Here is a 23,753-nt window from a genome sequence, read left to right as displayed (position 1 = left end):
GTTGGTGTCGGGCCGTTAAGCGCTTTACACTACAGGAAAATCCTAACCTTCGGGGTATCTATGAAATTAGCACTTCTGGGTCGTCAGGCGCTGATGGGCGCGATGGCCGTTGTTTTGATGGCTGGCGTTAGCGTGAAAACTTTTGCGGCGGAAAACCTGCTCAATCAGATTAAAGAGCGCGGCACCCTGCGCGTGGGCCTCGAAGGCACCTATCCTCCTTTTAGCTTCCAGGGCGATGACGGTAAGCTGACCGGCTTTGAAGTGGAGTTCGCCAACGAGCTGGCGAAACATCTGGGCGTGAAGGCTGACCTCAAACCGACCAAGTGGGACGGTATGCTGGCCTCGCTGGATTCCAAGCGCATTGACGTGGTGATTAACCAGGTCACTATCTCTGATGAACGTAAGAAAAAATACGATTTCTCCACCCCGTACACGATCTCCGGTGTGCAGGCGCTGGTGAAGAAAGGCAACGAAGGCGCGATTAAAACCGCGGCGGATCTGAAAGGCAAGAAAGTGGGCGTCGGGCTGGGCACTAACTATGAAGAGTGGCTGCGTCAGAACGTCCAGGGCGTGGATGTCCGCACCTATGATGACGATCCGACCAAATACCAGGATCTGCGCGTAGGCCGTATTGACGCGATTCTGGTTGACCGTCTGGCGGCGCTGGATCTGGTGAAGAAAACTAACAACACGCTGGCGGTAACCGGCGAAGCGTTCTCCCGTCAGGAAGCTGGCGTTGCACTGCGCAAAGGCAACGATGACCTGCTGAAAGCGGTAGATGGCGCGATCGCGGATATGCAGAAAGATGGCAGCCTGAAGGCCCTGTCAGAGAAATGGTTTGGCGCTGACGTGACAAAATAAAGGCCAGCGGTGAAAAAAGGCGCTCCTGGAAGCGCCTTTTTTTATTTAGCGCGTAACTGTGTGCATAATGAAGCATAACTGAGTCAGGAGGGGCCATGTCACTGCAAAATTTAACCCGCTTTCCGCGTCTGGAATTGATCGGCGCGCCGACGCCGCTGGAGTATCTGCCGCGTCTGTCCGATCACCTCGGGCGCGAAATTTTTATCAAACGTGATGATACGACGCCGCTGGCGATGGGGGGAAACAAACTGCGCAAGCTGGAGTTTCTCGCCGCCGATGCGCTGCGCGAAGGGGCGGATACTTTAATTACCGCCGGCGCGATCCAGTCTAACCATGTGCGCCAGACGGCGGCGGTCGCCGCCAAACTGGGCCTGCACTGCGTGGCGCTGCTGGAAAATCCCATCGGCACCCGTGCGGAGAATTATCTGAGCAATGGCAACCGCCTGCTGCTGGATCTGTTTAATACCCAGGTTGAGATGTGCGATGCCCTGACCGATCCCGCTGCGCAGCTCGACGAGCTGGCGACCCGTATCGAAGCGCAGGGGTACCGCCCGTATGTCATTCCGGTCGGCGGTTCAAACGCCCTTGGGGCGCTAGGCTATGTGGAAAGCGCGCTGGAAATCGCCCAGCAGTGCGAAGACGCGGTGGAGATTTCGTCGGTGGTGGTCGCCTCCGGGAGCGCCGGCACCCATGCCGGACTGGCGGTCGGCCTTGAACAGCTGATGCCGCAGGCGGAACTGATTGGGGTGACGGTGTCGCGCGCTGTTGCCGACCAGCTGCCGAAAGTGGTAGCGCTGCAGCAGGCCGTGGCCAACAGCCTTGAGCTGCAGGCGAAAGCCGACATCATCCTGTGGGACGATTACTTTGCCCCAGGCTACGGGACGCCAAATGAGGAAGGAATGGCCGCCGTGAAGCTGCTGGCGCAACTGGAAGGTATTTTGCTCGACCCGGTTTATACCGGCAAAGCGATGGCCGGACTTATCGATGGCATTACGCAGAAACGCTTTAAGGATGAAGGGCCGATTTTGTTCGTCCATACCGGCGGAGCGCCGGCGCTGTTTGCCTATCATCCTCACCTCTAATACAGAAACCACAGCATGCAAGAAAGTATTCAACTGGTCATCGATTCTGCGCCTTTTCTGCTGAAAGGCGCCGTCTTTACGCTGCAGCTGAGCATTGGCGGGATGTTTTTCGGCCTGGTGCTGGGCTTTATCCTGGCGCTGATGCGCATGTCGACCCTCTGGCCGGTAAAATGGCTGGCGCGCATGTATATCTCCATTTTTCGCGGGACACCGCTTATCGCTCAGCTGTTTATGATCTACTACGGTTTGCCGCAGTTTGGCATTGAGCTTGACCCGATCCCGGCGGCGATGATCGGCTTATCGCTGAACACGGCGGCCTACGCGGCGGAAACCCTGCGCGCGGCCATCGCCTCGATTGACAAAGGGCAATGGGAAGCGGCGGCCAGTATCGGTATGACCCCGTGGCAGACGATGCGTCGGGCTATTTTACCCCAGGCGGCGCGGGTCGCTTTGCCGCCGCTCTCTAACAGTTTTATCAGCCTGGTAAAAGATACCTCGCTGGCGGCGACGATCCAGGTGCCGGAGCTGTTCCGTCAGGCGCAGCTTATCACCTCGCGTACGCTGGAGGTCTTCACCATGTATCTGGCCGCCTCTCTGATCTACTGGGTGATGGCGACGGTACTCTCCTCGCTGCAGAACTATTTTGAAAACCAGCTGAACCGCCAGGAGCGTGATCCGAAATGAGTGCGATTGAAGTAAAAAGCCTGGTGAAAAAATTCCATGGCCAGACGGTGCTCCACGGTATCGACCTCGAGGTGCAGGAAGGCGAAGTGGTGGCAATCATCGGCCCCAGCGGCTCGGGTAAAACCACCCTGCTGCGCAGCATTAATCTGCTGGAGCAACCGGAGAGCGGCACTATCCGCGTCGGCGATGTGACGATCGACGCTGGTCGCAGCCTCGGGCCGCAAAAAGGGCTTATCCGTCGGCTGCGCCAGCACGTTGGCTTTGTCTTCCAGAACTTCAACCTGTTTCCCCACCGGACGGTGCTGGAGAACATCATTGAAGGGCCGGTCATCGTAAAAGGTGAAGACAAGCAGGAGTCGATGGCGCGGGCGCGCGATCTGCTGGCGAAAGTGGGCCTCAGCGGCAAAGAGAACAGCTATCCGCGCCGCCTCTCTGGCGGGCAGCAGCAGCGGGTCGCGATTGCCCGCGCGCTGGCCATGCGTCCGGACGTGATCCTGTTTGATGAACCGACCTCGGCTCTCGATCCCGAGCTGGTAGGGGAGGTGCTCAATACCATCCGCCAGCTGGCGCAGGAGAAACGCACCATGGTTATCGTGACCCATGAAATGAGCTTCGCTCGCGACGTTGCCGATCGGGCGATTTTTATGGATCAGGGACGCATCGTTGAACAAGGCGAGGCCAAAGCGCTGTTCGCCTCGCCTCAGCAGCCGCGTACCCGCCAGTTCCTCGAAAAATTCCTGATGCAATAGAGCAGGCGCAGGCGCGGCGGCTCGCCTTCGTGTGAGCCGCCGCAATGAGCCCAATTCCACGCTGGGGTAACACCCCATCGTCACGTCTTTGTGCTATTTACTCCCCTGGCCGTATACACCGCTTCCCATCCCCCCTTGTAGGGTGTAGAAAATGAAGGGAGGGGCCTTAGTTTCAGCGCAGCGAACTGGGAAAAGGCAAGTCTTCAGGCTAATAAATGCGACAGCTACGATATTTTATACATATAAATAAGATTTATGTGTTAGTTTTCTGTATTTATAATAATGATTATCAATCAGGAGTTATTTGCACAGCTATGAGGGACAATGATTTTTTCAGCTGGCGGCGGGATATGCTGCATCAATTTCAGTCCATGGCCGCCGCTCAGGAGGTTTATAATCTCCTGCAACGAGAAACAGAAACGCTGGAATATGATTTCTATACGCTTTGTGTGCGTCACCCGGTGCCTTTCACTCGCCCCCGCGTCACGTTTCAGTCGACCTATCCCCGCGCATGGATGTCTCATTACCAGGCAGAGAATTATTTCGCCATAGATCCCGTATTACGCCCGGAGAATTTTATGCGTGGCCATCTGCCGTGGGAAGATGGGCTGTTTCGCGATGCGCAGGCGTTATGGGACGGCGCGCGCGACCATGGTCTGCAAAAAGGGGTGACACAGTGCCTGACGTTGCCGAATCATGCTCAGGGTTTTCTTTCCGTCTCCGCGAACAACCGTTTGCCGAATGCTTATGCTGAAGATGAGCTGGAGCTGCGCTTGCGAACGCTGACGGAGCTGAGCCTGCTGACGCTCTTGCGTCTTGAAGATGAGATGGTGATGCCGCCGGAGATGAAGTTCAGCCGGCGCGAACTGGAGATCCTCAAATGGACCGCGGAAGGAAAGACCTCTGCGGAGGTGGCAATGATCCTCTCGATTTCGGAAAATACGGTCAATTTCCATCAGAAGAATATGCAACGGAAATTTAACGCGCCGAATAAAACGCAAATTGCCTGTTACGCTGTGGCGACAGGGTTAATCTGAAGGCGCCTGCCGTTCTGCGTGCCAGACGTGATACCGGCTGTCAGTCATACTTTCAGCCGGTACAGGATTACTGCCGATAAGCTTGTTTAATTTGCTTAACGGTGCTGGAGAATACGGCGGCCTGAGCCTCATCTTCCATCTGCGCGATCTGCTTTTCCATTTTAATAATCACGCGACCCGCATCTGCCTGGCCCATCGCCTGCAGCATCAGCGTCATCATCGCTTTCAGGCAGGAGACTTCCTGCGCCAGTTCCTGATTATTTTCTGCAGTGGAAAAATCTGGTGTGCTCATCGATATCCTCGTTTACTCGCTGCGCTATTGCGCTCTACTCAATGTGAAGGCCGCGCAGTATACCACAAGCGACAGAAAAAAAAGGAGTGCTTAATTTCTGTTCTCTCATCTGAGCTGTGAATGGTTTTATGCTTCAGATAAGACGTAATAGCCATCGTCAGGCCAATAATTGCCACTATCTATTTAGTACGTTAATAATTGTTACATATTTAGCCTCGTATTTATGCGCTACGTAATCTGTTGTGTTTTTTGTGCCTTCTGTATGGGGATTGTTAAAAAATAAGACTCGTGCAACCGACTGTTCGCAATGACTTTCCACTGAGTGTGCACAGACATTGCCATAAATGAGAGCCAAATCGAGGCGAGGGCATTTTTTTGCCTTTTAAAATAGCAATAAAACCCGGTAATATGTGGGAGATAAAGTATCAGTAGCGTTATCCCTCATTCTGGAGATTATTCCTTTGATCAACGTTCTTCTTGTTGATGACCACGAACTGGTGCGCGCAGGGATACGACGCATTCTGGAAGATATAAAAGGGATTAAAGTCGCTGGCGAAGCCTGCTGCGGCGAAGACGCCGTCAAGTGGTGCCGGGCTAATTCCGCCGATGTCGTCCTGATGGACATGAACATGCCCGGGATCGGGGGTCTGGAAGCGACGCGCAAAATTGCGCGCTCGGTAGCGGGCACGAAAGTGATCATGTTGACCGTGCATACTGAGAATCCCTTACCTGCCAAGGTCATGCAGGCGGGGGCGGCAGGTTATCTCAGTAAGGGCGCCGCGCCACAGGAAGTGGTGAATGCGATTCGCTGCGTCGCGTCAGGGCAACGTTATATTGCCTCTGATATTGCTCAGCAAATGGCGTTAAGTCAGATTGAACCGGAAAAAACAGAATCGCCGTTTGCCAGTTTGTCTGAACGCGAATTGCAGATTATGCTGATGATCACCAAAGGTCAGAAGGTGAATGAGATCTCAGAGCAGCTGAATCTGAGTCCTAAAACGGTTAACAGCTATCGCTATCGGATGTTCAGCAAATTGAACATTCATGGCGATGTCGAGCTGACCCACCTGGCAATTCGCCATGGCCTGTGTAATGCGGAGTCGTTAGCAAGCCAGTGAGTGATGTTTTTGACGCAAAAGCTTTCCTGAAAACGGTAACTAGCCAGCCCGGTGTGTATCGGATGTATGATGCTGGCGGAACCGTCATCTATGTTGGCAAAGCCAAAGATTTGAAAAAGCGGCTCAGCAGCTACTTCCGCAGCAACCTCGCGTCGCGTAAAACGGAAGCGCTGGTGGCGCTGATCGCGCAAATCGACGTGACCGTCACCCATACCGAGACGGAAGCGCTGCTGCTTGAGCACAACTATATCAAGCTGTACCAGCCGCGGTACAACGTGCTGTTGCGCGACGATAAGTCGTATCCTTTTATTTTCCTCAGTGGCGATACCCATCCGCGTCTGGCGATGCATCGTGGCGCCAAACATGCGAAGGGCGAGTATTTTGGTCCTTTTCCCAACGGCTATGCCGTGCGCGAGACCCTGGCGCTGCTGCAGAAGATCTTTCCCATCCGTCAGTGTGAAAACAGCGTCTACCGCAATCGCTCCCGTCCCTGTCTACAGTATCAGATTGGCCGCTGCCTCGGGCCGTGCGTGGCGGGGCTGGTCAGTGAAGACGAGTATGCTCAGCAGGTGGAGTATGTGCGGCTGTTTCTTGCCGGCAAAGATGACCAGGTGCTGACTCAGCTCATCGCGCGGATGGAGAAGGCGAGCCAGAACCTTGAGTTTGAAGAGGCGGCGCGCATTCGCGACCAGATTCAGGCCGTCCGCCGCGTGACGGAGAAACAGTTTGTCTCTAACACCGGCGACGATCTTGACGTGATCGGGGTTGCCTTCGATGCCGGCATGGCTTGCGTCCATGTACTGTTTATCCGCCAGGGTAAAGTACTGGGCAGCCGCAGCTACTTCCCGAAAGTGCCGGGCGGTACCGAGCTGGGCGAGGTCGTCGAGACCTTTGTCGGCCAGTTCTATCTGCAGGGCAGCCAGATGCGCACGCTGCCGGGGGAAATTTTGCTCGACTTTAACCTCGGAGATAAGACGCTGCTGGCCGAGTCGCTGTCAGAACTGGCGGGGCGTCGAATCCATGTGCAGACCAAGCCGCGCGGCGATCGGGCGCGTTATCTTAAGCTGGCGCGCACCAATGCCGCGACGGCGTTAACCACCAAATTGTCTCAGCAATCGACCATTCATCAGCGTCTGCAGGCGCTGGCCTCCGTGCTGGAGCTGCCGGCGGTGAAGCGGATGGAGTGCTTTGATATCAGCCACACCATGGGCGAACAGACCGTCGCCTCCTGCGTGGTATTTGACAGCAATGGTCCGCTGCGCGCGGAGTACCGGCGATACAATATCGCCGGCATCACCCCGGGCGATGACTATGCGGCGATGAATCAGGTCCTGCGCCGTCGCTATGGCAAAGCGATTGATGACAACAAGATTCCTGATGTGATCCTGATAGACGGCGGCAAGGGGCAGCTGGCGCAGGCGAAAGCGGTATTTGCGGAGCTGGACGTCCCCTGGGATAAACATCATCCGCTGCTGCTGGGCGTGGCGAAAGGTAGCGATCGTAAAGCCGGCCTGGAAACGTTATTCTTTGAGCCGGAAGGCGAGGGGTTTAGCCTGCCGCCGGATTCGCCGGCTCTGCACGTGATCCAGCATATCCGCGATGAATCGCATGATCATGCAATCTCCGGCCATCGCAAAAAACGGGCGAAAGTGAAGAACACCAGCTCGCTTGAGACTATCGAGGGGGTGGGGCCGAAGCGTCGCCAGATGCTGCTGAAGTACATGGGGGGACTGCAGGGGCTGCAGCAGGCCAGCGTCGAAGAAATTGCCAAAGTACCGGGCATCTCTCACGCTCTGGCAGAAAAGATCTTCTACTCGTTGAAACATTAGGGGCTCTGTAGCAACATAGGGCTAATTTTTACTTACAACAGATAGTTACCCGTCACTATGCAATTTAATATCCCTACGTTGCTTACTCTGTTCCGCGTCATCCTGATCCCGTTCTTTGTGCTGGCGTTTTATCTGCCCTTTAGCTGGGCGCCGTTTGCCTGCGCGCTGATTTTCTTTGTTGCCGCTGTGACCGACTGGTTTGATGGTTTCCTCGCCCGTCGCTGGAACCAGAGTACCCGGTTCGGCGCCTTCCTCGATCCGGTGGCCGATAAAGTCATGGTGGCTATCGCCATGGTGCTGGTCGCTGAGCACTATCACACCTGGTGGGTTACGCTGCCGGCGGCGACGATGATTGCCCGGGAAATTATTATCTCCGCGCTGCGCGAGTGGATGGCGGAGTTGGGAAAACGCAGCAGCGTGGCGGTCTCGTGGATTGGCAAAGTAAAAACCACCGCGCAGATGACCGCCCTGGTGTGGATGCTGTGGCGTCCTTATCCGTGGGTGGAGTGGGCCGGGATCGCGCTTTTCCTCGTGGCGGCGGTGCTGACGCTGTGGTCGATGCTGCAATATTTGAACGCGGCGCGCGGCGATTTGCTTGATCAGTGATCGTTTCGCCGTTATTTTCAGCAAACGATGCAAAGTTGCGAAAAATACCGTTGACTCACCGCGAGAGATAAGTAGAATGCAACGCATCGAACGGCGGCACAGTCTTCCAGACGATAACAAAATCAAGTGATTAGCAAATAACTTGATGATGCGGGAATAGCTCAGTTGGTAGAGCACGACCTTGCCAAGGTCGGGGTCGCGAGTTCGAGTCTCGTTTCCCGCTCCAAATTAATAGCATCGGCATAGGCGGGTGCTTCAGTATCAAAGGCGCGTTAGCAAAGCGGTTATGTAGCGGATTGCAAATCCGTCTAGTCCGGTTCGACTCCGGAACGCGCCTCCACTTTATATCCCGAGCCCGGATGGTGGAATCGGTAGACACAAGGGATTTAAAATCCCTCGGCGTTCGCGCTGTGTGGGTTCAAGTCCCACTCCGGGTACCATTGGGATAAAAGCAGAATAATCAAAGCAATAAGCAGTGTCGTGAAACCACCTACGGGTGGTTTTTTTGTTTTTAAATCCCTCTTCATCACGACATGTCATCCTGTTTCTCTTGTCCATCTTGCGCTACACCCGAATTATTGTCACTGGTTAAGCCTGCGCCTGATGATACGGTATGGCGTTCTGACTCCGGGCAAGGAGAGGCTTGAAGTCAAGGTCTGTGGTTGGCACAGACTTCTGGCATAGAAGCTTACCGTAGTGAAGCAGGTCCGGGTCGCGGTGGATAATCGGCTTAACGGGTGGGGGATAAGGCGTTCGGGACGATCTCGCTCCCCCAGGCCAGCAGGGAGGAAGCGAGTGGGTACAAGACGAGACAGCGGACCGGCGTTGAAACCGTCTCTATAGTTCGAGGTTGAAAGAAAGTACTGTCGATATAAATACCATCTCATCCGTAAGCGAGGGGAATTTGCCGGTAAATATTTCTTCAGACTCCGGGGTAAAACGATATAGCGAATAATTGTCCCCAGGAGCGATGCTCTCCAGTTGAATATGAGAGGGTTTCCGCAGTGAAAAAGCTAACAGATAGAAGTTCGTCGTATGCTGAGCAAGTTCGGCGACTAATGCCGGGGGCACCTTTACAAGATTGATCTCTTCTCTGCAGCAAATGACAAAAAGCTTGCCATCCGCGCTTTTTAATATGTTCCTGAACCTCTTTACTGCCCGGACGTAATACGCCTAAACGGTTCGAGGGATCGCGATGGGTGAAAATCGTCCCACAGGCAATCGATGACCATCGCGGGGCAGGAAAAAATCCAGTCAAAAGGCAGAGAGGTGTTTTCAGATTGAATTTTTTCAGTGTCCGCGATGTTAAACAATGGCTTCCTGGCGACACAATGTGCTTTACAGCCAACCGCTCTTGAGTCTCCGTCCCTGATACACATTGTGGCGGGAGACACATATTCTCGAATGCCATTCTGGATGTTGTTAATCCCTTGAACTCGTCACTGTTTATCAGCGATGCGTTAAGAAGTTGTGTTGATTCTGCAAGCGGCTTGTCAGAAGTTGCGTGAGGATCTCCAGGTCGACCCAGTAATATTTTATACGTTGACTTTATTAATCATATTTTTAGATATTTTTCCTGGTTGTCATCTACCATTTTTTATCCATTTGAAGCCGTAGTGGTACCTTATTTAATTGCTGCTTATATATAACAACATCAATCATGCGGTCTTATGGCAAATTGATTCAAGATTGGCAATGCAGCAAAAAATAGCGACTGCAGGGAACGGCGTCGTTGAATATCCTCGGCAGAAACTGGTGGCTATCGATGCCTGGGCTGACAGCGGCAATATCGCGAATAGGAACGCCACGTAGTGGGGAACCACTCCATTGTCACCGGCAATCGCTCATTTGTCCCAGGACAAAACGATCTCTCCCTGCTACTATCGTCCGGACACTTCTCCCAGCCTGCCGGAGGCATCATGTTCACAGGGCTTTGCGCATTTCCGTTGACGCCGCTGCATCAGCAAAATATCGATGAAAAAGCGTTTATTCGTATTCTTGCTCGTCTTACCGATGCCGGAGTCGACTCCCTGGGCATCTTAGGCTCAACCGGCAGCTACGCTTATCTCAGTCGTGAGCAGCGCAAGCGGGTCGTGCAGGTGGCAAAGGCGCATGCCGGGCCGACCCCGATGATGGTCGGCGTCGGCGCCATCGCCACCAGCGAGGTGCTGCGGCTGGTGGAGGATGCTCAGCAGGCCGGGGCGGATGCATTGCTCCTGCCGATGATGTCCTATCAGCCGCTGTTTGCGGAGGAGATCTATGCTTTTTACGAGGAGGTCTGCCGGCATGCCTCGGTGCCGGTTTGCCTGTATGACAATCCCCGTACCACCCATGTGACGTTATCGGATGAGCTGCAGGGGCGTATTGCCGCCTTACCGGCCATCGCCTCGATTAAAATTCCCGGTCTGCCCGCGCCACAGGCCAGCGAACGGGTGGCGGCGCTGCGTCGTCATCTGCCTTGCGGCGTCACGCTTGGCGTGAGCGGTGACGTCCGGGCGACAGCGGGCTTGCAGGCCGGCTGTGAGGTCTGGTACTCGGTTTGCGGCGGACTCTTTCCCTGGATCTCACTGGCGCTGGTAAAAGCCATCCGTCACGGCGACGCGGAACAGGTGGCGGCGCTGAATAAGCAACTGGCGCCCCTCTGGCGGTGCTTTGACCGCTACGGCGGCAGCCTGCGGGTGATCGCCGCCGCTGCGGCCATCCTGGGATTGTGCGACCCTGACTCGCTTCCCCGCCCCTTGCTGCCGTTAGGGGAGGAGGCCTGTCGCGACGTGGCGGCGGCGCTACAAGGGCTGGCCTGATTGTGTCAGGGCGGCGCAGGCGCAATGGGCGCTGCCGGGTGGCTTTCTGCCGGCATTTCGGCTACTGTAGGCCCGATTTTTACCATGCGAGCCTGTGAATGAATACCGGACCCTTAAACGAAAACGAACTGGAATGGCTGGACGAGACGCTGGCGAAATACGCCACCGAAGGCGCTATTCTGGATGTCTCTGAACTGGATGGCCTGCTGACGGCGATCCTCTCGGCGCCCACCGCCATCGAACCCGCCCAGTGGCTGCTGGCGATCTGGGGTGGTGCAGATAATGTGCCACGCTGGGCCAACGACCGCGAGCGCGATCGCTTTGTCAATCTGACGCTGCAGCATATGAGCGATATCGCCGAACGGCTGGAGTCTTATCCCGATCAGTTCGAACCGCTGTTCGGCACCCGCGAAGCGGAAGGTCAGGAGCTGACCATCGTTGAAGAGTGGTGTTTTGGCTATCTGCGCGGCGTGGCGCTGAGCGACTGGTCGACGCTGCCCGCTGAACTTCAGCCTGAGCTGGAGGCGATTGCGCTCCACGGTAGCGAAGAACAGTTTTCCGCGCTGGATAATCTGACGGCGGATGAATTTATCGCCAGTATCGAGCGTATCACCCCGGCGGCGCTGGCGCTTTACCAGTACTGGATGGCGAATCCGCAGCCGGAGGTGGTCCCGCAGCCGGTAAGAAATGAGGCGAAAGTTGGACGTAACGATCCTTGTCCGTGCGGCAGCGGTAAAAAGTATAAGCAGTGTTGCTTAGCGAAATGAAAAAGGGGCCGGCTGGCCCCTTCTTTTATCCCACCGCCGGTAACAGCCCGGCGACGATGCAGAACTGGATCGCCACGATGCCGATCCCGCACAGCAGGACCAGCCACAGCGCCGGGGCGCCGCCGGCCACCCGCCAGGCGGCCTGCGGATGCAGTCGGCGACTCTTCATGACCAGCATGGCCGGTAACATCAGGGCCAGAACGGCCAACGCCACCCCGGCGTAGCCCAGGGCCATGACGAAGCCGCGGGGATAGAACAGGGCGAACGCCAGCGGCGGCAGAAAGGTGATCATCCCGCTCTGCAGACGCCCGCTGACGTTGTTTTTGCGCTGAAACATATCGGCCAGATAATCAAACAGCCCGAGCGAGACGCCGAGGAAGGAGGTCGCCAGCGCAAGGTCGGCAAACAGGTGTACTGCCAGCTCCACGTGCGGTGACGCTACCACTTCGCGGATCGCCTCCAGCAGACCGTTCAGACCTGAATGTTGCGCCAGCAGGGCGGTAAAGGCTGGGGCGTCGATACTGCCCAGCGTCGCCAGCTGCCAGAAAATATAGGCCACCAGCGGAATAAAACTGCCGATAATAAACACCCGGCGCAGTTTACGGATATCGCCCCCCAGATAGCTGACGATGCTCGGCACGCTGCCGTGAAAGCCGAAGGAGGTAAAGATCACCGGAATGGCCGACAGCGCCAGGCCTTGCTCAACCGGCAGCGTGAGGAGATTCACCTGATGAATGTGCGGCATCAGCAGGGCCAGCATAATCACCAGGAAGACGATTTTGGCGCTAAACAGGAAGCGATTGAACAGGTCGACCAGCGCGGTGCCAATGCACACCACCGCCCCGCCGAGCAGGGTGAAGATCAGTACGCCTGCGGCCGGCGGCAGCTGCCAGTCCAGCCACTGGTTTAGGCTGGAAGCGAGTAATTCGCCGGCGCCACTAATGTAGGCCGCCGTGAGGGCGTATAACAGAAACAGCATGCACAACCCGGTGATCCACTGTCCGTAACGGCCCAGATAGCGCGCCGCCAGAGAACCGAGCCCCATATCGGCAGGGACATGCTGGTAGACTTCCAGCAGCAAAAGGGCGGTATAGCACATCAATGCCCACAGGGTGAAAAGTAAACCCAGCGTGACGGTAAACCCGACGCCTGCGGCGGCCAATGGCATTGCCAACATTCCTGCACCGATTGTGGTGCCGGCTACGATTAAAATACTGCCCAGAGTGCGGTTCTTCACGCTTTTCGCTATCCCTACAGCAAATCACAATAATTTATGCCGCGCAGAGTAGGGGATATTGCGTCTTTCGTCAAATCAGGGTTACAAGCAGTGTAATCAAAAATTTACGAATTCGAAAGGGCGAAAGCCTGCGCTGGCGCAAGGCGCGGGCCGCCGGTCTGGCCTAAGCTGACGTTTTTTTCCGGAGGGGTTATGTCTTCTATACATGGTCATGAAGTGCTGCAGATGATGCTGGCGTCGGGGGAGTGCTGGACGGCAGCTTCGCTGGAGGCGGCCATACACCGTCGCTTTGGCGCAGAGGCGCGCTTTCACACCTGTTCGGCGGAAAATCTGAGCGCTGCGGAGCTGGTGGCGTTTTTAGAGCAAAAAGGTAAATTTATTGCCAGAGCGACAGGGTTTACCACCGCAGAAAATAAGATTTGCCAGCATTAAAAATGCCGCGACGGAGAAGCGTCGCGGCGCGAGCAATTAATTCTGCGTATCGAGAGTGGCCAGCTCTTTGTCGATAAAGTACAGACCTTCACCGCTTTTCCCGGCGAGGGTCAGTTTGTCAATTACCGATTTAAATAATTTCTCTTCTTCATGCTGTTCGGCGACATACCACTGCAGGAAATTAAAGGTCGGGTAATCCTGACTGGTCATAGCCGCGTGCGCCAGTTCATTAATTTTTTGCGTGATCAGCTGCTCGTGCTCATAGGTCTGGCGGAACAGTTCATCCAGTGACGCATACTCGGCAAACGGGGAGGCGATGGCGTTGATGCGCGGCAGGCTGCCGGTGTCGGTCAGGTAGTCGAACAGGCGCTGCATATGGGTCATCTCTTCCTGGGCATGGCGACGCAGGAAGGCCGCAGCCCCTTCAAAACTATGGTAACTGCACCAGGCGCTCATCTGCTGATAAAGAAGAGAAGAATAAAGTTCAAGATTCATCTGTTCATTCAGTTTGTCGATCATTTCCGTTTTCAGCATCGTCGCGCTCCTGGAATTAAAAAATAGATGTTATCGGCTGCCACTATAATTTGTTATTTAATTATTTGCAAAAAGTAAATTTAAAAATATTTTATTTAAAATGCTAATGGGAATAACACGCATTGGCAATTTAATAATAAATGAGAATGGTTTTAATTTATTATTAGTTTTTTGCGGAGGCGAAACGACGCCCTCTGCGGGTTGCCAGGTGGGGAGCGCCAGGCGGAGTGGTCCTGATGAGGGGCGACACGGTAACCTGAGCGGCAGAGGCGGTGAAAGTGTGAAGCGCTGCGTGATTTTTAAAACAACTTTTCATAAAATTTGAAAGTTTGTTTTCCAGGTAGTAGAGTGCAGTCAACGCCAATGACATTCTGCGGGCAGGCCCGCACAGCATTCAGGAGAGTAAACCATGAAGATTGCACTGATGATGGAGAACAGCCAGGCGAACAAAAACGCCATCATCCTCAAGGAGCTTAACGCGGTTGCCGACGAAAAAGGATTTCCGGTCTTTAACGTCGGTATGAGCGATGAGAACGATCATCATCTGACCTATATTCACCTCGGGATCATGGCCAGCATCCTGCTGAATTCGAAGGCGGTCGACTTCGTGGTCACCGGCTGCGGTACCGGCCAGGGAGCGCTGATGTCGCTGAACATCCATCCTGGCGTGGTCTGCGGCTACTGTATCGACCCGGCGGACGCGTTCCTGTTTGCCCAGATCAACAACGGTAACGCGCTGTCGCTGCCGTTTGCCAAAGGTTTCGGCTGGGGCGCCGAGCTGAATGTGCGCTTTATCTTTGAAAAAGCCTTTACCGGTCGTAACGGCGAAGGCTATCCGCCGGAGCGCAAAGAACCGCAGGTGCGTAATGCCGGGATCCTCAACCAGGTCAAAGCGGCGGTAGTCAAAGAAAATTATCTCGACACCCTGCGCGCCATCGATCCGGAGCTGGTGAAAACTGCGGTCTCTGGCCCTCGCTTCCAGCAGTGCTTCTTCGAAAACTGCCAGGATAAAGCGATCGAAGCGTTCGTCCGTCAGATCGTCGGGTAATCGTTATCAGGGCCAGCGCCGCTGGCCCTTCCATCATTCAGGTTTTCTTCGCCGACACGCTGCTGCCTGCCGTTTTAGCCAGATGCAGGCTGTCGATCATCCCCACCAGACAGATCACCGCGATAAACACAAACGCCAGGCGAAAGCTGATCCCCGGCACGGCGGAAAGGTGCAGCCAGTCGCCGACCTGTTCCCCCAGGCGAATGCCGATCGCCCCAAGCGTGATCCCCAGCCCCACCGCCAGCTGCGACGCGGTACTGAACAGGGTATTGGCATCGCTCATCTGCGCGGCGGGGACATCGGCAAAGGCCAGCGTGCTCACGCCCGTGAACTGGACAGAGCGAAACACCCCGCCGAGATAAAGGATCAGCATGATCGCCCAGACCGGGGTTTGTGGCGTGAGCAGCGCGCAGGCCAGCAGCGAACAGACGTTCAGCGCGCCGTTGATCAACAGCAGGCGACGAAAGCCCAGCCAGCGGATCAGCGGCGTGGTGGCGGGTTTAATGGTTAAATTGCCGACAAATACCGCCAGCACCAGCAGACCGGAGTGAAAGGGATCCATGCCGAACCCCACCTGAAACAGCAGCGGCAGGAGAAAGGGGACCGCGCTGATGGAGGCCCGGAACAGCGAGCCGCCGTACATCGTCACCCGGAACGTCGGCACCTGCAGGGCGTCGAGACGAACCATAGGCGCCGCCGCCCGGCGGAAATGACGAATGGAATATAACAGACAGCCGAAGCCCAGCGCGGCGAGGGCCAGCGTCGGCCAGAACTGCGGCTGACGATCGCCGAGCCGTTCCATCGCCGTGACCAGGCTAACCATCGCCACCGCGGTCGTGATAAATCCTGTCATATCGAAGGCGCGCCGCGCCGTTTCGCGGATATCAGGAATGATGCGCAGCGACAGGATAATCGCCGCAACGCCCAGCGGGACATTGATAAAGAAGATCCAGTGCCAGCTGGCGTAGCGGGTAATAAACCCTCCCAAAGGCGGGCCGATAATGGGGGCCACCAGCGCCGGCCAGGTGAGGGTGGCGATGGCCTTAATCAGCAGGTGTTTCGGCGTGGTGCGCAGTACCGCCAGACGGCCGACGGGGACCATCAGCGCGCCGCCGATCCCCTGCAGGATACGCATGGCGACAAAGGTATGCACCTCGCTGGAGAGGCCGCAAAAGATCGAGGCAAGGGTAAAAATGGCCAGGGCGAGGGTGAAGATAGCCCGGGCGCCGAAGCGATCGGCGATCCAGCCGCTGGCCGGGATCAGCACCGCGAGGGTTATCAGATAGGCGCTGATGCCGATATTAAGCTCGACGGCGGTGACGCCAAAATCTCTCGCCATGTCGGGCAGGGCGGTAGCGATCACCGTCCCGTCGAGAAACTCCATAAAAAAGGCGCCAGCCACCAGCAGCGCCGGGGCTGAAAAGGCACGTTCGTTACCGGAAGAGATCGCGGTGTTCATGTTGTCGCTGCCATCAAGGGGATCCTCGGCAAAGCGGCAGCAGAGGCGCCGCCAGCCACTCGGGTGGTGAAAAAAACCTGCCGCGGCAGGTTTTATTATCGTTATCGATTTAGGGTACTATTACGCTCCTGAAAAAAGGAGTAATTAATGTCTCAACATCTTACCGAACACGACGAGCTGGTTTCTGATGTGGTTGCCTGCCAGCTGGTTATCAAGCAGATCCTCGACGTGATTGACGTCATCGCGCCGGTGGAAGTGCGTGAAAAAATGACCAGTCAGCTGAAAGCCATCGACTTCGCCAGTCACCCGGCTTCTGCCGACCCGGTGACGCTTCGCGCGGTGCAAAAAGCGATTGCCCTGATTGAGCTGAAGTTTACCCCGCAGGAAGAAACGCATTAATAACCGGCCCCGCGGATTACCGCCGGGGCCTTTTTCTTTAATGAGAAACCACGGTCTGCACTGGCGCAGGCTCAGCGGTTTTAAACAATTTGCTGTTGCCCCAGCACTCTTCGTAGCGATGGCCAACCAGATCCTCTACGATTGCCCGCACCTCCGGCGCAATATCACTGATTTTACCGCCTGCTTTAATCCGCGCGACTTCCTGCAGAACCACCAGATGAGCTTTACGGTCCAGTTTCATCTGCTTACTGAAGACGATGGCGGCCAGGGCTAAGGCGACGACACCGACGCAGAATACCACCGCGATGGCGGTCACGGCGCTTTCCGGTTGGCTGTGCGCTTTTGACTGGAAACCGTAAAAGCTCAGGATGGCTCCCATCGAAAACACCACAATCGAGCGCAGAATTTTCCCTGAGAAGGTCATGGCGCCGGCATAGATGCCTTCCCGGCGGCGTCCGGTGTAGATTTCGTCGACATCGGCGAGGAAGGTGTAAACGGTCCAGGGAATATAGTAAACCCCGCCGGTCCCCAGGCCGAACAGCACGGTAATACCGAACATCAGCACTGTCGCCAGGCCTGACGGCAGATGGAAGAACCACAGCGAGGTATACAGCAGGACTGCGAAAATCACGATCCCCAGCGCGAGGATATAGGGTTTGCTAAAGCCCTTTTTCACACACAGGCCGATAAACAGCGCGGTGGAGATCAGCTGCAGAATCGAGTTCAGGCTGTTCAGCCCGGCCACCATTGCCGGATCGTGCTGCAGAACGAATATCACGAAATAGGTGAAGATGGAGGCAAACAGCCATTCCGCGCCAAACCCGCACAGGTACATACCGAGATGTTTGCGGAACACGCGAAGATAAAAGGTGGAACGCATGTCTTTCGCCAGCGACAGCAGGGTGCTCAGCAGCCCCTTTTTCGCGCTGGTATCCATGGCTTCCGCACGCTCGCGCTCCCAGCTGCACAGCCACAGGCAGGTAATCGCGACGATCAGGATCGCGCCATAGGTCAGCCCGGTGAGGAAGAAAGGGGTGGCGGAATCTTTGCCGTACAGCAGAATGAACTGTCCGGGAATAAACGCGGCGAGGAAGTTGGCCAGCTTGCCGAAGATGGCTTTATAGCCGGTGAGCTTTGAGCGTAGCGAGAAATCATCGGTCATCTCTGTCGCCAGCGTCTCATAGGGCACCATGATGGAGGTATAGATGATCTCAAACACCACATAGGTACACAGGTAGTACCAGAAACTCAGGCCCTCTACCCATAGCAGCGGGTAGAACAGCATCAGAGGAATGCCGATCAGCAAAAAGAAGCGCCGACGTCCAAAGCGCTTGCCTAACCGCGTTTTGCCAAAATTATCCGTCAGATAGCCCATCAGCGGGTTGCTGATGGCGTCGATGATGCTGGCGACGGAGAAGATAAATGAGGCCTCGATCAGCGTCAGGCCGCAAAAGGTCGTATAAAAATAGAGTAGCCATGCTCCGCTTATCGCCAGTGCGCCACTCCCTAACAGATTACCGCCGCCGTAGGCTAACTGATGGCGTAACAAGATCGGTCTTCCCTGCAGCCCTTCAGAGGCTGAAGCCGTGTATCTAGCCATAAAAAATAAACCTCGTGTTTTATATTTTTGAAACACTGTTTTTATATTTCTTTATGACTCAACAAAAAGTGACCGCGCTCACTAATCCCCCCTAAGGGGTAACGGTGACGAGGGAATGGGATCGAGTTAAAACTTTTTTATTCGTTTGAGGAATAAATAGCAGGGGAGAATAGCAAGAACGGATTAATAAACAGGGCGGGGCAGCGCGAACGCGCTCCCCCTGACCGGGCGAGAAAGGCCCGGCGCGTCTGATTAGTGGGGGTTCTGTGACGCTCCGACGAGGGCCATCAGACGGCGATCGGTCTGTTCCATACCTATCCCGGCTTTGTCGGCATTGCGAATTTCCTCGAGCACGCTTTGCAGCAGCAGCCCATCCTGCTGCTGCTCTTCCGCCAGGCGGGTCAGAAAACGCCAGGTGTTGTCATCGCTCTGCGCTTTGGCTTCCTCGGCGAGACCGCTCAGCATACTGCTCCGCTGGCGGTAATCGACCAGGGTTTGGGTAAAGAGATCTTCCAGCGAGGTACATTCGGGATTACAGGCGCGGTCGGGATTGACTATCGGCCAGTTGCCGGCTTTTTTCAGATAGTCAAATACGCGCATGGTGAGGGTGATGCTGCATTGCGCGCGGTTGCGCAGAAATGTCGCGGCGCCGTCGAAGCGATGCCGGGCACACCACTCGCTTAAGTTCAGGTAAACGTTAGAGGCGTGGAACTCAAGGTTCATCTGGGTGTTTAGCTTTTGTGCCATTCCTGGAACTGCCATAAAAATATCCTTATTAACCGGGAAGGGGTTACTGGTGCGCGTCAGCGGTTCCTGGAGCAAACAACAGGATAAAAGAGTGACGCGCTGCACTGTTGCAGAATAATAAAACTCTACACATTCCGTATGAGTCGGGTAATTTTTCCACTTGCCGACAATTTAAGAATACTCGCTGAGTGCGATTAAGAAAACTCTCAAGATGGATAATTTACGTTTTGTTACACCATTATTCCTGCATGACGACATGCAGTGGGATTGCGGCTCAGGCTGGGGAATGAGTGCGGTGTGTCAGGTATAAGTTATAGATATTTGACTACGAGATTCATCGTATAACTCAAAGCTATAAGTTATTTCAGAGGGCAATGTTTCGTTGTGATGATAATTATTTTTATTTTTTGTTGCAGGCTTTCCTATGCAGCGGGAATATCTTTTATCAATTCGGAATAAATTACGCAAAAGATCCGTTTTATCGCGATATAAAACGGCCGACGCTGGACTGGCGGCGCGCGTCTGTTGCACAACAGCGCCGGCGGGCAGTCGACCGCCGCTGCGACCCCCTTAGCCGCTGGTTATAACAGTGCCGTAACCCTCTGTTAAACACCCACTGACATCACAAGGATAAGCCTGCTGGTGGTATAGATGATCCTGCTATTCACTGGTTAAATTGTATGACAATTATGTCTTTTTTTATGTCTTTTTTTGCTAAATCTATGTACGCAATTACTGTAATTCCGCGATGTGATAATGCTCTCGTATGGAGAAATAATTTCCGGGTATTACTACTCTAACAACGGCAGTAGGGGATGCGATTTTTCTAATGCCTTGTTTTGATGCTGATAAAAAAGTTAATTCCGATTTTTCCCTACATGAAAGCGAATTAAAGCTGGAGTTTACCATGCACAAATTTACTAAAGCGCTGGCGGCCATTGGTCTCGCAGCGGTTATGTCACAATCAGCTATGGCGGAAAACCTTAAATTAGGTTTTCTGGTGAAACAGCCGGAAGAGCCATGGTTCCAGACCGAGTGGAAATTTGCTGATAAAGCAGGAAAAGATTTAGGCTTTGACGTCATTAAAATAGCGGTACCGGATGGTGAGAAAACCCTGAACGCCATCGATAGCCTGGCGGCCAGCGGCGCGAAGGGCTTTGTCATCTGTACCCCCGATCCTAAGCTCGGCTCGGCGATAGTCGCTAAAGCACGCGGCTATGACATGAAGGTGATTACCGTCGATGACCAGTTCGTCAACGCCAAAGGTAAACCGATGGAGAGCGTGCCGCTGGTGATGATGGCGGCCAGCGAAATTGGCGCCCGCCAGGGACAGGAGCTGTATAAAGAAATGCAGAAACGCGGCTGGGATGTCAAAGACACTGCGGTGATGGCCATCACCGCCGATGAGCTGGACACCGCCCGTCGTCGCACCACCGGCTCCATCGATGCCCTGAAGGCGGCCGGCTTCCCGGAAGCGCAAATCTACCGCGTTCCGACAAAATCTAACGATATCCCGGGGGCGTTTGACGCCGGTAACTCAATGCTGGTCCAGCACCCGCAGGTGAAACACTGGCTGATCGTTGGGATGAACGATAACACTGTGCTTGGCGGCGTGCGTGCCACTGAAGGGCAGGGCTTTAAAGCGCCGGATGTGATTGGTATTGGCATCAACGGCGTGGATGCCGTCAACGAACTGTCGAAGGCGCAGCCGACCGGCTTCTATGGCTCCCTGCTGCCAAGCCCGGACATCCATGGCTATAAAACCAGTGAAATGCTCTACAACTGGGTCACCAAGGGCGTTGAGCCGCCGAAGTTCACTGCGGTGACCGATGTGGTGCTGATTACCCGCGATAACTTCAAAGAAGAGCTGGCGAAAAAAGGGCTGTAACAGCCCGGTTGAACTGGCCTCCGCCGCGGCGGGGGCTGAGTGCAGAAGAGCGGAGTCGTTATGCAACAGTCTACCCCTTATCTCTCATTTCGCGGCATCACCATGACGTTCCCTGGCGTAAAGGCCTTGTCCGATATCAGTTTTGACTGCTACCCAGGACAGATCCACGCGCTGATGGGCGAAAATGGCGCAGGCAAATCGACGCTGTTGAAAATTCTCAGCGGTAACTACATCCCCACCGCTGGCCACCTGCAGATCGGCGGCCAGCAGATGGCGTTCACTAATACGATGGCGGCGCTCAACGCCGGCGTGGCGATTATCTATCAGGAGCTGCATCTGATCCCGGAGATGACCGTCGCCGAAAATATCTATCTTGGCCAGCTGCCGCACAAAGGCGGCATCGTCAACCGCTCGCTGCTCAACTATGAGGCCCGTCTGCAGCTGGAGCATCTGGGGCTGGATATCGACCCGGAGACGCCGCTGAAGTATCTCTCTATTGGCCAGTGGCAGATGGTGGAGATTGCCAAAGCGCTGGCGCGTAATGCCAAGATTATCGCCTTCGATGAACCGACCAGCTCGCTCTCCGCCCGGGAGATCGACAATCTGTTTCGCGTTATCCGCGAGCTACGGGAGGAGGGGCGGGTCATCATCTATGTCTCACACCGGATGGAAGAAATTTTTGCCCTCAGCAATGCCATCACCGTCTTTAAGGATGGTCGCTACGTCTGCACCTTTGACGATATGTCGAGCGTCAGCCACGACGCGCTGGTCCAGGCGATGGTCGGGCGCAATCTGGGTGATATTTACGGCTGGAAACCTCGTCCCTATGGCGAAGAGCGGCTGCGTCTGGAGGAGGTCAAAGCCCCGGGCGTGCGCACGCCGGTCAGCCTCTCGGTGCGCAGTGGCGAAATCGTCGGCCTGTTCGGGCTGGTGGGCGCCGGGCGCAGCGAACTGATGAAAGGTCTGTTCGGCGGGACGCGGATCACCGGCGGTCAGGTGTATATCGATGGCCAGCCCGTCGACATCCGCAAACCGGCCCAGGCCATCCAGGCCGGGATGATGCTGTGTCCGGAAGATCGTAAAGCGGAGGGGATTATTCCGGTTCACTCCGTGCGCGACAATATCAATATCAGCGCCCGGCGCAAGCATATCCACGCCGGCTGCCTGATCAACAACGCCTGGGAGGCGGACAACGCCGATCAGCATATCCAGTCGCTGAACATTAAAACGCCGGGCCCTGAACAGCTGATCATGAACCTGTCTGGCGGCAACCAGCAGAAAGCGATCCTTGGCCGCTGGCTGTCGGAAGAGATGAAGGTGATCCTGCTTGATGAGCCCACCCGCGGCATCGATGTCGGCGCCAAACATGAAATTTACAACGTGATATATGGCCTCGCCGCCGCCGGTGTCGCCGTGGTATTTGCCTCCAGCGACCTGCCGGAAGTGCTGGGCGTCGCCGACCGCATCGTGGTGATGCGTGAAGGGCAAGTCGCCGGCGAACTGCTGCATGAAGAAGCCAATGAACAGCAGGCGTTAAGCCTTGCGATGCCAAAAGTGAGTCAGGCTGTCGCCTGAGTAAGGAGTAAATGATGTCATCAGTGACTACGTCCGGCGCTACCCGCTCTGCCTTTAGCTTCGCCCGTATCTGGGATCAGTTTGGCATGTTGGTGGTGTTTGCGGTGCTGTTTATCGGCTGCGTAATTTTTGTGCCTAACTTTGCCTCATTCGTCAACATGAAGGGGTTGGGGCTGGCGATCTCGATGTCCGGGATGGTGGCCTGCGGCATGCTCTTCTGCCTGGCCTCCGGCGATTTCGACCTGTCGGTGGCGTCGGTTATCGCCTGTGCCGGGGTCACTACCGCGGTGGTGATTAACCTGAGCGAAAGCCTGTGGCTGGGGATTGCCGCCGGTCTGCTGCTGGGGGCAGTCAGTGGTCTGGTCAACGGCTTTGTCATTGCCCGTCTGAAGATAAACGCCCTGATCACCACGCTGGCCACTATGCAGATTGTCCGCGGCCTGGCCTACATTATCTCCGACGGTAAAGCGGTGGGGATCGAAGATGAGCGCTTCTTCACCCTCGGTTACGCCAACTGGTTTGGTCTGCCGGCGCCGATCTGGCTGACGGTCGCCTGCCTGGTGGTTTTCGGATTATTACTAAACAAAACCACCTTTGGCCGTAATACGCTGGCTATAGGCGGCAATGAAGAGGCGGCGCGTCTGGCCGGTGTTCCGGTGGTGCGCACCAAGATTATTATCTTTGTGCTCTCCGGTCTGGTGTCGGCCGCGGCGGGGATTATCCTGGCGTCGCGAATGACCAGCGGCCAGCCGATGACTTCGATTGGCTATGAGCTGATTGTTATTTCGGCCTGTGTGCTGGGCGGGGTGTCGCTGAAGGGCGGGATCGGCAAGATCTCCTACGTGGTGGCCGGGATCCTGATCCTCGGGACCGTGGAAAATGCGATGAACCTGCTTAACATCTCGCCGTTCTCGCAATACGTCGTGCGCGGGGTCATCCTGCTGGCGGCGGTGATCTTTGACCGTTACAAACAAAAAGCCAAACGTGCGGCCTGATTTCAGGCATAAC

The 23,753-nt window shown here is 55.4% G+C and carries 23 protein-coding genes, 3 tRNA genes and 1 pseudogene; 20 read left to right on the top strand and 7 right to left on the bottom strand.

The annotated features are described in order from the left end of the window. Positions 1-60: 60 nt before the first annotated feature. The 5 genes from tcyJ (at position 61) to sdiA (ending at position 4,413) form a co-directional block, all read left to right on the top strand. The gene (gene tcyJ / locus ABLU73_RS04245) at positions 61-861 is read left to right on the top strand and encodes a cystine ABC transporter substrate-binding protein (RefSeq protein ID WP_004203468.1); all 801 of its coding nucleotides are present in this window, start codon (positions 61-63) and stop codon (positions 859-861) included. A 95-nt stretch (positions 862-956) separates the two neighbouring features. Continuing rightward, positions 957-1,943 (top strand): D-cysteine desulfhydrase, encoded by a 987-nt coding sequence (dcyD, locus tag ABLU73_RS04240; RefSeq protein ID WP_004203467.1) that lies wholly within the window; start codon positions 957-959, stop codon positions 1,941-1,943. Positions 1,944-1,958: 15 nt separating this feature from the next. Continuing rightward, the gene (gene tcyL / locus ABLU73_RS04235; RefSeq protein ID WP_004203466.1) at positions 1,959-2,627 is read left to right on the top strand and encodes a cystine ABC transporter permease; all 669 of its coding nucleotides are present in this window, start codon (positions 1,959-1,961) and stop codon (positions 2,625-2,627) included. Next, a complete protein-coding gene (tcyN, locus tag ABLU73_RS04230; RefSeq protein WP_004203465.1) occupies positions 2,624-3,376 on the top strand; it encodes an L-cystine ABC transporter ATP-binding protein TcyN in 753 nt (250 codons plus the stop codon). The genes tcyL and tcyN overlap by 4 nt, the downstream gene beginning before the upstream one ends. 314 nt (positions 3,377-3,690) lie before the next feature. Further along, positions 3,691-4,413: a transcriptional regulator SdiA gene (sdiA, locus tag ABLU73_RS04225; protein WP_004203458.1), complete on the top strand. Its 723-nt coding sequence runs from the start codon at positions 3,691-3,693 to the stop codon at positions 4,411-4,413. Between the two features lie 67 nt (positions 4,414-4,480). On the opposite strand, the gene ABLU73_RS04220 is transcribed toward sdiA, so the two are convergent. Next, the gene (locus ABLU73_RS04220; protein WP_004203457.1) at positions 4,481-4,705 is read right to left on the bottom strand and encodes a DUF2594 family protein; all 225 of its coding nucleotides are present in this window, start codon (positions 4,703-4,705) and stop codon (positions 4,481-4,483) included. 461 nt (positions 4,706-5,166) lie between these two features. Here ABLU73_RS04220 and uvrY point away from each other — a divergent pair, with 461 nt between their 5' ends. From uvrY to ABLU73_RS04180, 8 genes are all read left to right on the top strand, one after another. Beyond that, on the top strand, positions 5,167-5,823 hold the full coding sequence (uvrY, locus tag ABLU73_RS04215) for a UvrY/SirA/GacA family response regulator transcription factor (protein WP_002911539.1): 657 nt from the start codon (positions 5,167-5,169) through the stop codon (positions 5,821-5,823). Continuing rightward, a complete protein-coding gene (gene uvrC, locus ABLU73_RS04210; RefSeq protein WP_017900233.1) occupies positions 5,820-7,652 on the top strand; it encodes an excinuclease ABC subunit UvrC in 1,833 nt (610 codons plus the stop codon). Before uvrY ends, uvrC begins: the two co-directional genes overlap by 4 nt. A 57-nt stretch (positions 7,653-7,709) precedes the next feature. Beyond that, positions 7,710-8,258, top strand: a complete 549-nt coding sequence (pgsA, locus tag ABLU73_RS04205) for a CDP-diacylglycerol--glycerol-3-phosphate 3-phosphatidyltransferase (RefSeq protein ID WP_004141115.1) — start codon at positions 7,710-7,712, stop codon at positions 8,256-8,258. 150 nt (positions 8,259-8,408) lie between these two features. Next, positions 8,409-8,484: transfer RNA gene (locus ABLU73_RS04200), tRNA-Gly, on the top strand. A gap of 40 nt (positions 8,485-8,524) precedes the next feature. After that, a tRNA-Cys gene (locus tag ABLU73_RS04195) sits at positions 8,525-8,598 on the top strand. Between the two features lie 13 nt (positions 8,599-8,611). Then, a tRNA-Leu gene (locus tag ABLU73_RS04190) sits at positions 8,612-8,698 on the top strand. A 1,479-nt stretch (positions 8,699-10,177) separates the two neighbouring features. Then, complete coding sequence (locus tag ABLU73_RS04185) at positions 10,178-11,059, top strand: dihydrodipicolinate synthase family protein (RefSeq protein WP_114506021.1); 882 nt, start codon at positions 10,178-10,180, stop codon at positions 11,057-11,059. Positions 11,060-11,157: 98 nt separating this feature from the next. Further along, the gene (locus ABLU73_RS04180) at positions 11,158-11,826 is read left to right on the top strand and encodes a YecA family protein (RefSeq protein WP_032456330.1); all 669 of its coding nucleotides are present in this window, start codon (positions 11,158-11,160) and stop codon (positions 11,824-11,826) included. 25 nt (positions 11,827-11,851) lie between these two features. Here ABLU73_RS04180 and tyrP read toward each other — a convergent pair whose 3' ends face one another. After that, positions 11,852-13,063, bottom strand: coding sequence for a tyrosine transporter TyrP (gene tyrP, locus ABLU73_RS04175; protein WP_048324873.1), 1,212 nt, complete (start codon positions 13,061-13,063; stop codon positions 11,852-11,854). Between the two features lie 192 nt (positions 13,064-13,255). Here tyrP and ABLU73_RS04170 point away from each other — a divergent pair, with 192 nt between their 5' ends. Beyond that, complete coding sequence (locus tag ABLU73_RS04170) at positions 13,256-13,495, top strand: YecH family metal-binding protein (RefSeq protein ID WP_004203452.1); 240 nt, start codon at positions 13,256-13,258, stop codon at positions 13,493-13,495. A gap of 36 nt (positions 13,496-13,531) precedes the next feature. On the opposite strand, the gene ftnA is transcribed toward ABLU73_RS04170, so the two are convergent. Both ftnA and ABLU73_RS04160 read right to left on the bottom strand, forming a co-directional pair. Next, positions 13,532-14,029: a non-heme ferritin gene (ftnA, locus tag ABLU73_RS04165; RefSeq protein ID WP_004203451.1), complete on the bottom strand. Its 498-nt coding sequence runs from the start codon at positions 14,027-14,029 to the stop codon at positions 13,532-13,534. 57 nt (positions 14,030-14,086) lie between these two features. Then, on the bottom strand, positions 14,087-14,296 hold the full coding sequence (locus ABLU73_RS04160; protein ID WP_309297978.1) for a hypothetical protein: 210 nt from the start codon (positions 14,294-14,296) through the stop codon (positions 14,087-14,089). Positions 14,297-14,438: 142 nt separating this feature from the next. On the opposite strand from ABLU73_RS04160, the gene ABLU73_RS04155 reads away from it, so the two are divergent. After that, positions 14,439-15,077 carry an RpiB/LacA/LacB family sugar-phosphate isomerase gene (locus tag ABLU73_RS04155; RefSeq protein WP_004203450.1) on the top strand — a complete coding sequence of 213 codons (639 nt, stop codon included), beginning with the start codon at positions 14,439-14,441 and terminating at the stop codon, positions 15,075-15,077. Between the two features lie 37 nt (positions 15,078-15,114). Here the strand turns inward: ABLU73_RS04155 and ABLU73_RS04150 are convergent, their stop codons facing one another. Beyond that, positions 15,115-16,536, bottom strand: a complete 1,422-nt coding sequence (locus tag ABLU73_RS04150; RefSeq protein ID WP_049092171.1) for an MFS transporter — start codon at positions 16,534-16,536, stop codon at positions 15,115-15,117. 147 nt (positions 16,537-16,683) lie between these two features. Here ABLU73_RS04150 and ABLU73_RS04145 point away from each other — a divergent pair, with 147 nt between their 5' ends. Next, complete coding sequence (locus tag ABLU73_RS04145) at positions 16,684-16,935, top strand: DUF2766 family protein (RefSeq protein ID WP_004203448.1); 252 nt, start codon at positions 16,684-16,686, stop codon at positions 16,933-16,935. Between the two features lie 37 nt (positions 16,936-16,972). Here ABLU73_RS04145 and ABLU73_RS04140 read toward each other — a convergent pair whose 3' ends face one another. Further along, positions 16,973-18,484: an MFS transporter gene (locus ABLU73_RS04140; RefSeq protein WP_264924620.1), complete on the bottom strand. Its 1,512-nt coding sequence runs from the start codon at positions 18,482-18,484 to the stop codon at positions 16,973-16,975. Positions 18,485-18,549: 65 nt separating this feature from the next. Between ABLU73_RS04140 and ABLU73_RS04135 the strand changes: the two are divergent. Continuing rightward, a pseudogene (locus ABLU73_RS04135) lies at positions 18,550-18,684 on the top strand (succinate dehydrogenase). Positions 18,685-18,787: 103 nt separating this feature from the next. On the opposite strand, the gene ABLU73_RS04130 reads toward ABLU73_RS04135, so the two are convergent. Beyond that, positions 18,788-19,297: a non-heme ferritin-like protein gene (locus tag ABLU73_RS04130; RefSeq protein WP_048324866.1), complete on the bottom strand. Its 510-nt coding sequence runs from the start codon at positions 19,295-19,297 to the stop codon at positions 18,788-18,790. A gap of 892 nt (positions 19,298-20,189) precedes the next feature. Here ABLU73_RS04130 and ABLU73_RS04125 point away from each other — a divergent pair. Genes ABLU73_RS04125 through araH form a run of 3 tightly spaced genes read left to right on the top strand, consistent with a single transcriptional unit; the run spans position 20,190 to position 23,740 of the window. Next, positions 20,190-21,170 (top strand): arabinose ABC transporter substrate-binding protein, encoded by a 981-nt coding sequence (locus ABLU73_RS04125; RefSeq protein ID WP_004203441.1) that lies wholly within the window; start codon positions 20,190-20,192, stop codon positions 21,168-21,170. 60 nt (positions 21,171-21,230) lie between these two features. Further along, a complete protein-coding gene (gene araG, locus ABLU73_RS04120) occupies positions 21,231-22,745 on the top strand; it encodes an L-arabinose ABC transporter ATP-binding protein AraG (RefSeq protein WP_226549613.1) in 1,515 nt (504 codons plus the stop codon). A 14-nt stretch (positions 22,746-22,759) separates the two neighbouring features. Continuing rightward, positions 22,760-23,740 (top strand): L-arabinose ABC transporter permease AraH, encoded by a 981-nt coding sequence (gene araH / locus ABLU73_RS04115; RefSeq protein ID WP_004203438.1) that lies wholly within the window; start codon positions 22,760-22,762, stop codon positions 23,738-23,740. Positions 23,741-23,753: the final 13 nt, after the last annotated feature.

The sequence above is a fragment of the Klebsiella sp. GG_Kp175 genome, assembly GCF_040062325.1.
Lineage (GTDB): Bacteria > Pseudomonadota > Gammaproteobacteria > Enterobacterales > Enterobacteriaceae > Klebsiella > Klebsiella quasipneumoniae.
This window is presented reverse-complemented; position numbering and strand designations above follow the sequence as displayed.

Coding starts and splice junctions, on each gene's coding strand:
- tcyJ (WP_004203468.1), top strand. CDS start 61: ATGAAATTAGCACTTCTGGGTCGTCAGGCGCTGATGGGCGCGATGGCC.
- dcyD (WP_004203467.1), top strand. CDS start 957: ATGTCACTGCAAAATTTAACCCGCTTTCCGCGTCTGGAATTGATCGGC.
- tcyL (WP_004203466.1), top strand. CDS start 1,959: ATGCAAGAAAGTATTCAACTGGTCATCGATTCTGCGCCTTTTCTGCTG.
- tcyN (WP_004203465.1), top strand. CDS start 2,624: ATGAGTGCGATTGAAGTAAAAAGCCTGGTGAAAAAATTCCATGGCCAG.
- sdiA (WP_004203458.1), top strand. CDS start 3,691: ATGAGGGACAATGATTTTTTCAGCTGGCGGCGGGATATGCTGCATCAA.
- ABLU73_RS04220 (WP_004203457.1), bottom strand. CDS start 4,705: ATGAGCACACCAGATTTTTCCACTGCAGAAAATAATCAGGAACTGGCG.
- pgsA (WP_004141115.1), top strand. CDS start 7,710: ATGCAATTTAATATCCCTACGTTGCTTACTCTGTTCCGCGTCATCCTG.
- ABLU73_RS04185 (WP_114506021.1), top strand. CDS start 10,178: ATGTTCACAGGGCTTTGCGCATTTCCGTTGACGCCGCTGCATCAGCAA.
- ABLU73_RS04180 (WP_032456330.1), top strand. CDS start 11,158: ATGAATACCGGACCCTTAAACGAAAACGAACTGGAATGGCTGGACGAG.
- ABLU73_RS04170 (WP_004203452.1), top strand. CDS start 13,256: ATGTCTTCTATACATGGTCATGAAGTGCTGCAGATGATGCTGGCGTCG.
- ftnA (WP_004203451.1), bottom strand. CDS start 14,029: ATGCTGAAAACGGAAATGATCGACAAACTGAATGAACAGATGAATCTT.
- ABLU73_RS04155 (WP_004203450.1), top strand. CDS start 14,439: ATGAAGATTGCACTGATGATGGAGAACAGCCAGGCGAACAAAAACGCC.
- ABLU73_RS04150 (WP_049092171.1), bottom strand. CDS start 16,536: ATGAACACCGCGATCTCTTCCGGTAACGAACGTGCCTTTTCAGCCCCG.
- ABLU73_RS04145 (WP_004203448.1), top strand. CDS start 16,684: ATGTCTCAACATCTTACCGAACACGACGAGCTGGTTTCTGATGTGGTT.
- ABLU73_RS04130 (WP_048324866.1), bottom strand. CDS start 19,297: ATGGCAGTTCCAGGAATGGCACAAAAGCTAAACACCCAGATGAACCTT.
- ABLU73_RS04125 (WP_004203441.1), top strand. CDS start 20,190: ATGCACAAATTTACTAAAGCGCTGGCGGCCATTGGTCTCGCAGCGGTT.
- araG (WP_226549613.1), top strand. CDS start 21,231: ATGCAACAGTCTACCCCTTATCTCTCATTTCGCGGCATCACCATGACG.
- araH (WP_004203438.1), top strand. CDS start 22,760: ATGTCATCAGTGACTACGTCCGGCGCTACCCGCTCTGCCTTTAGCTTC.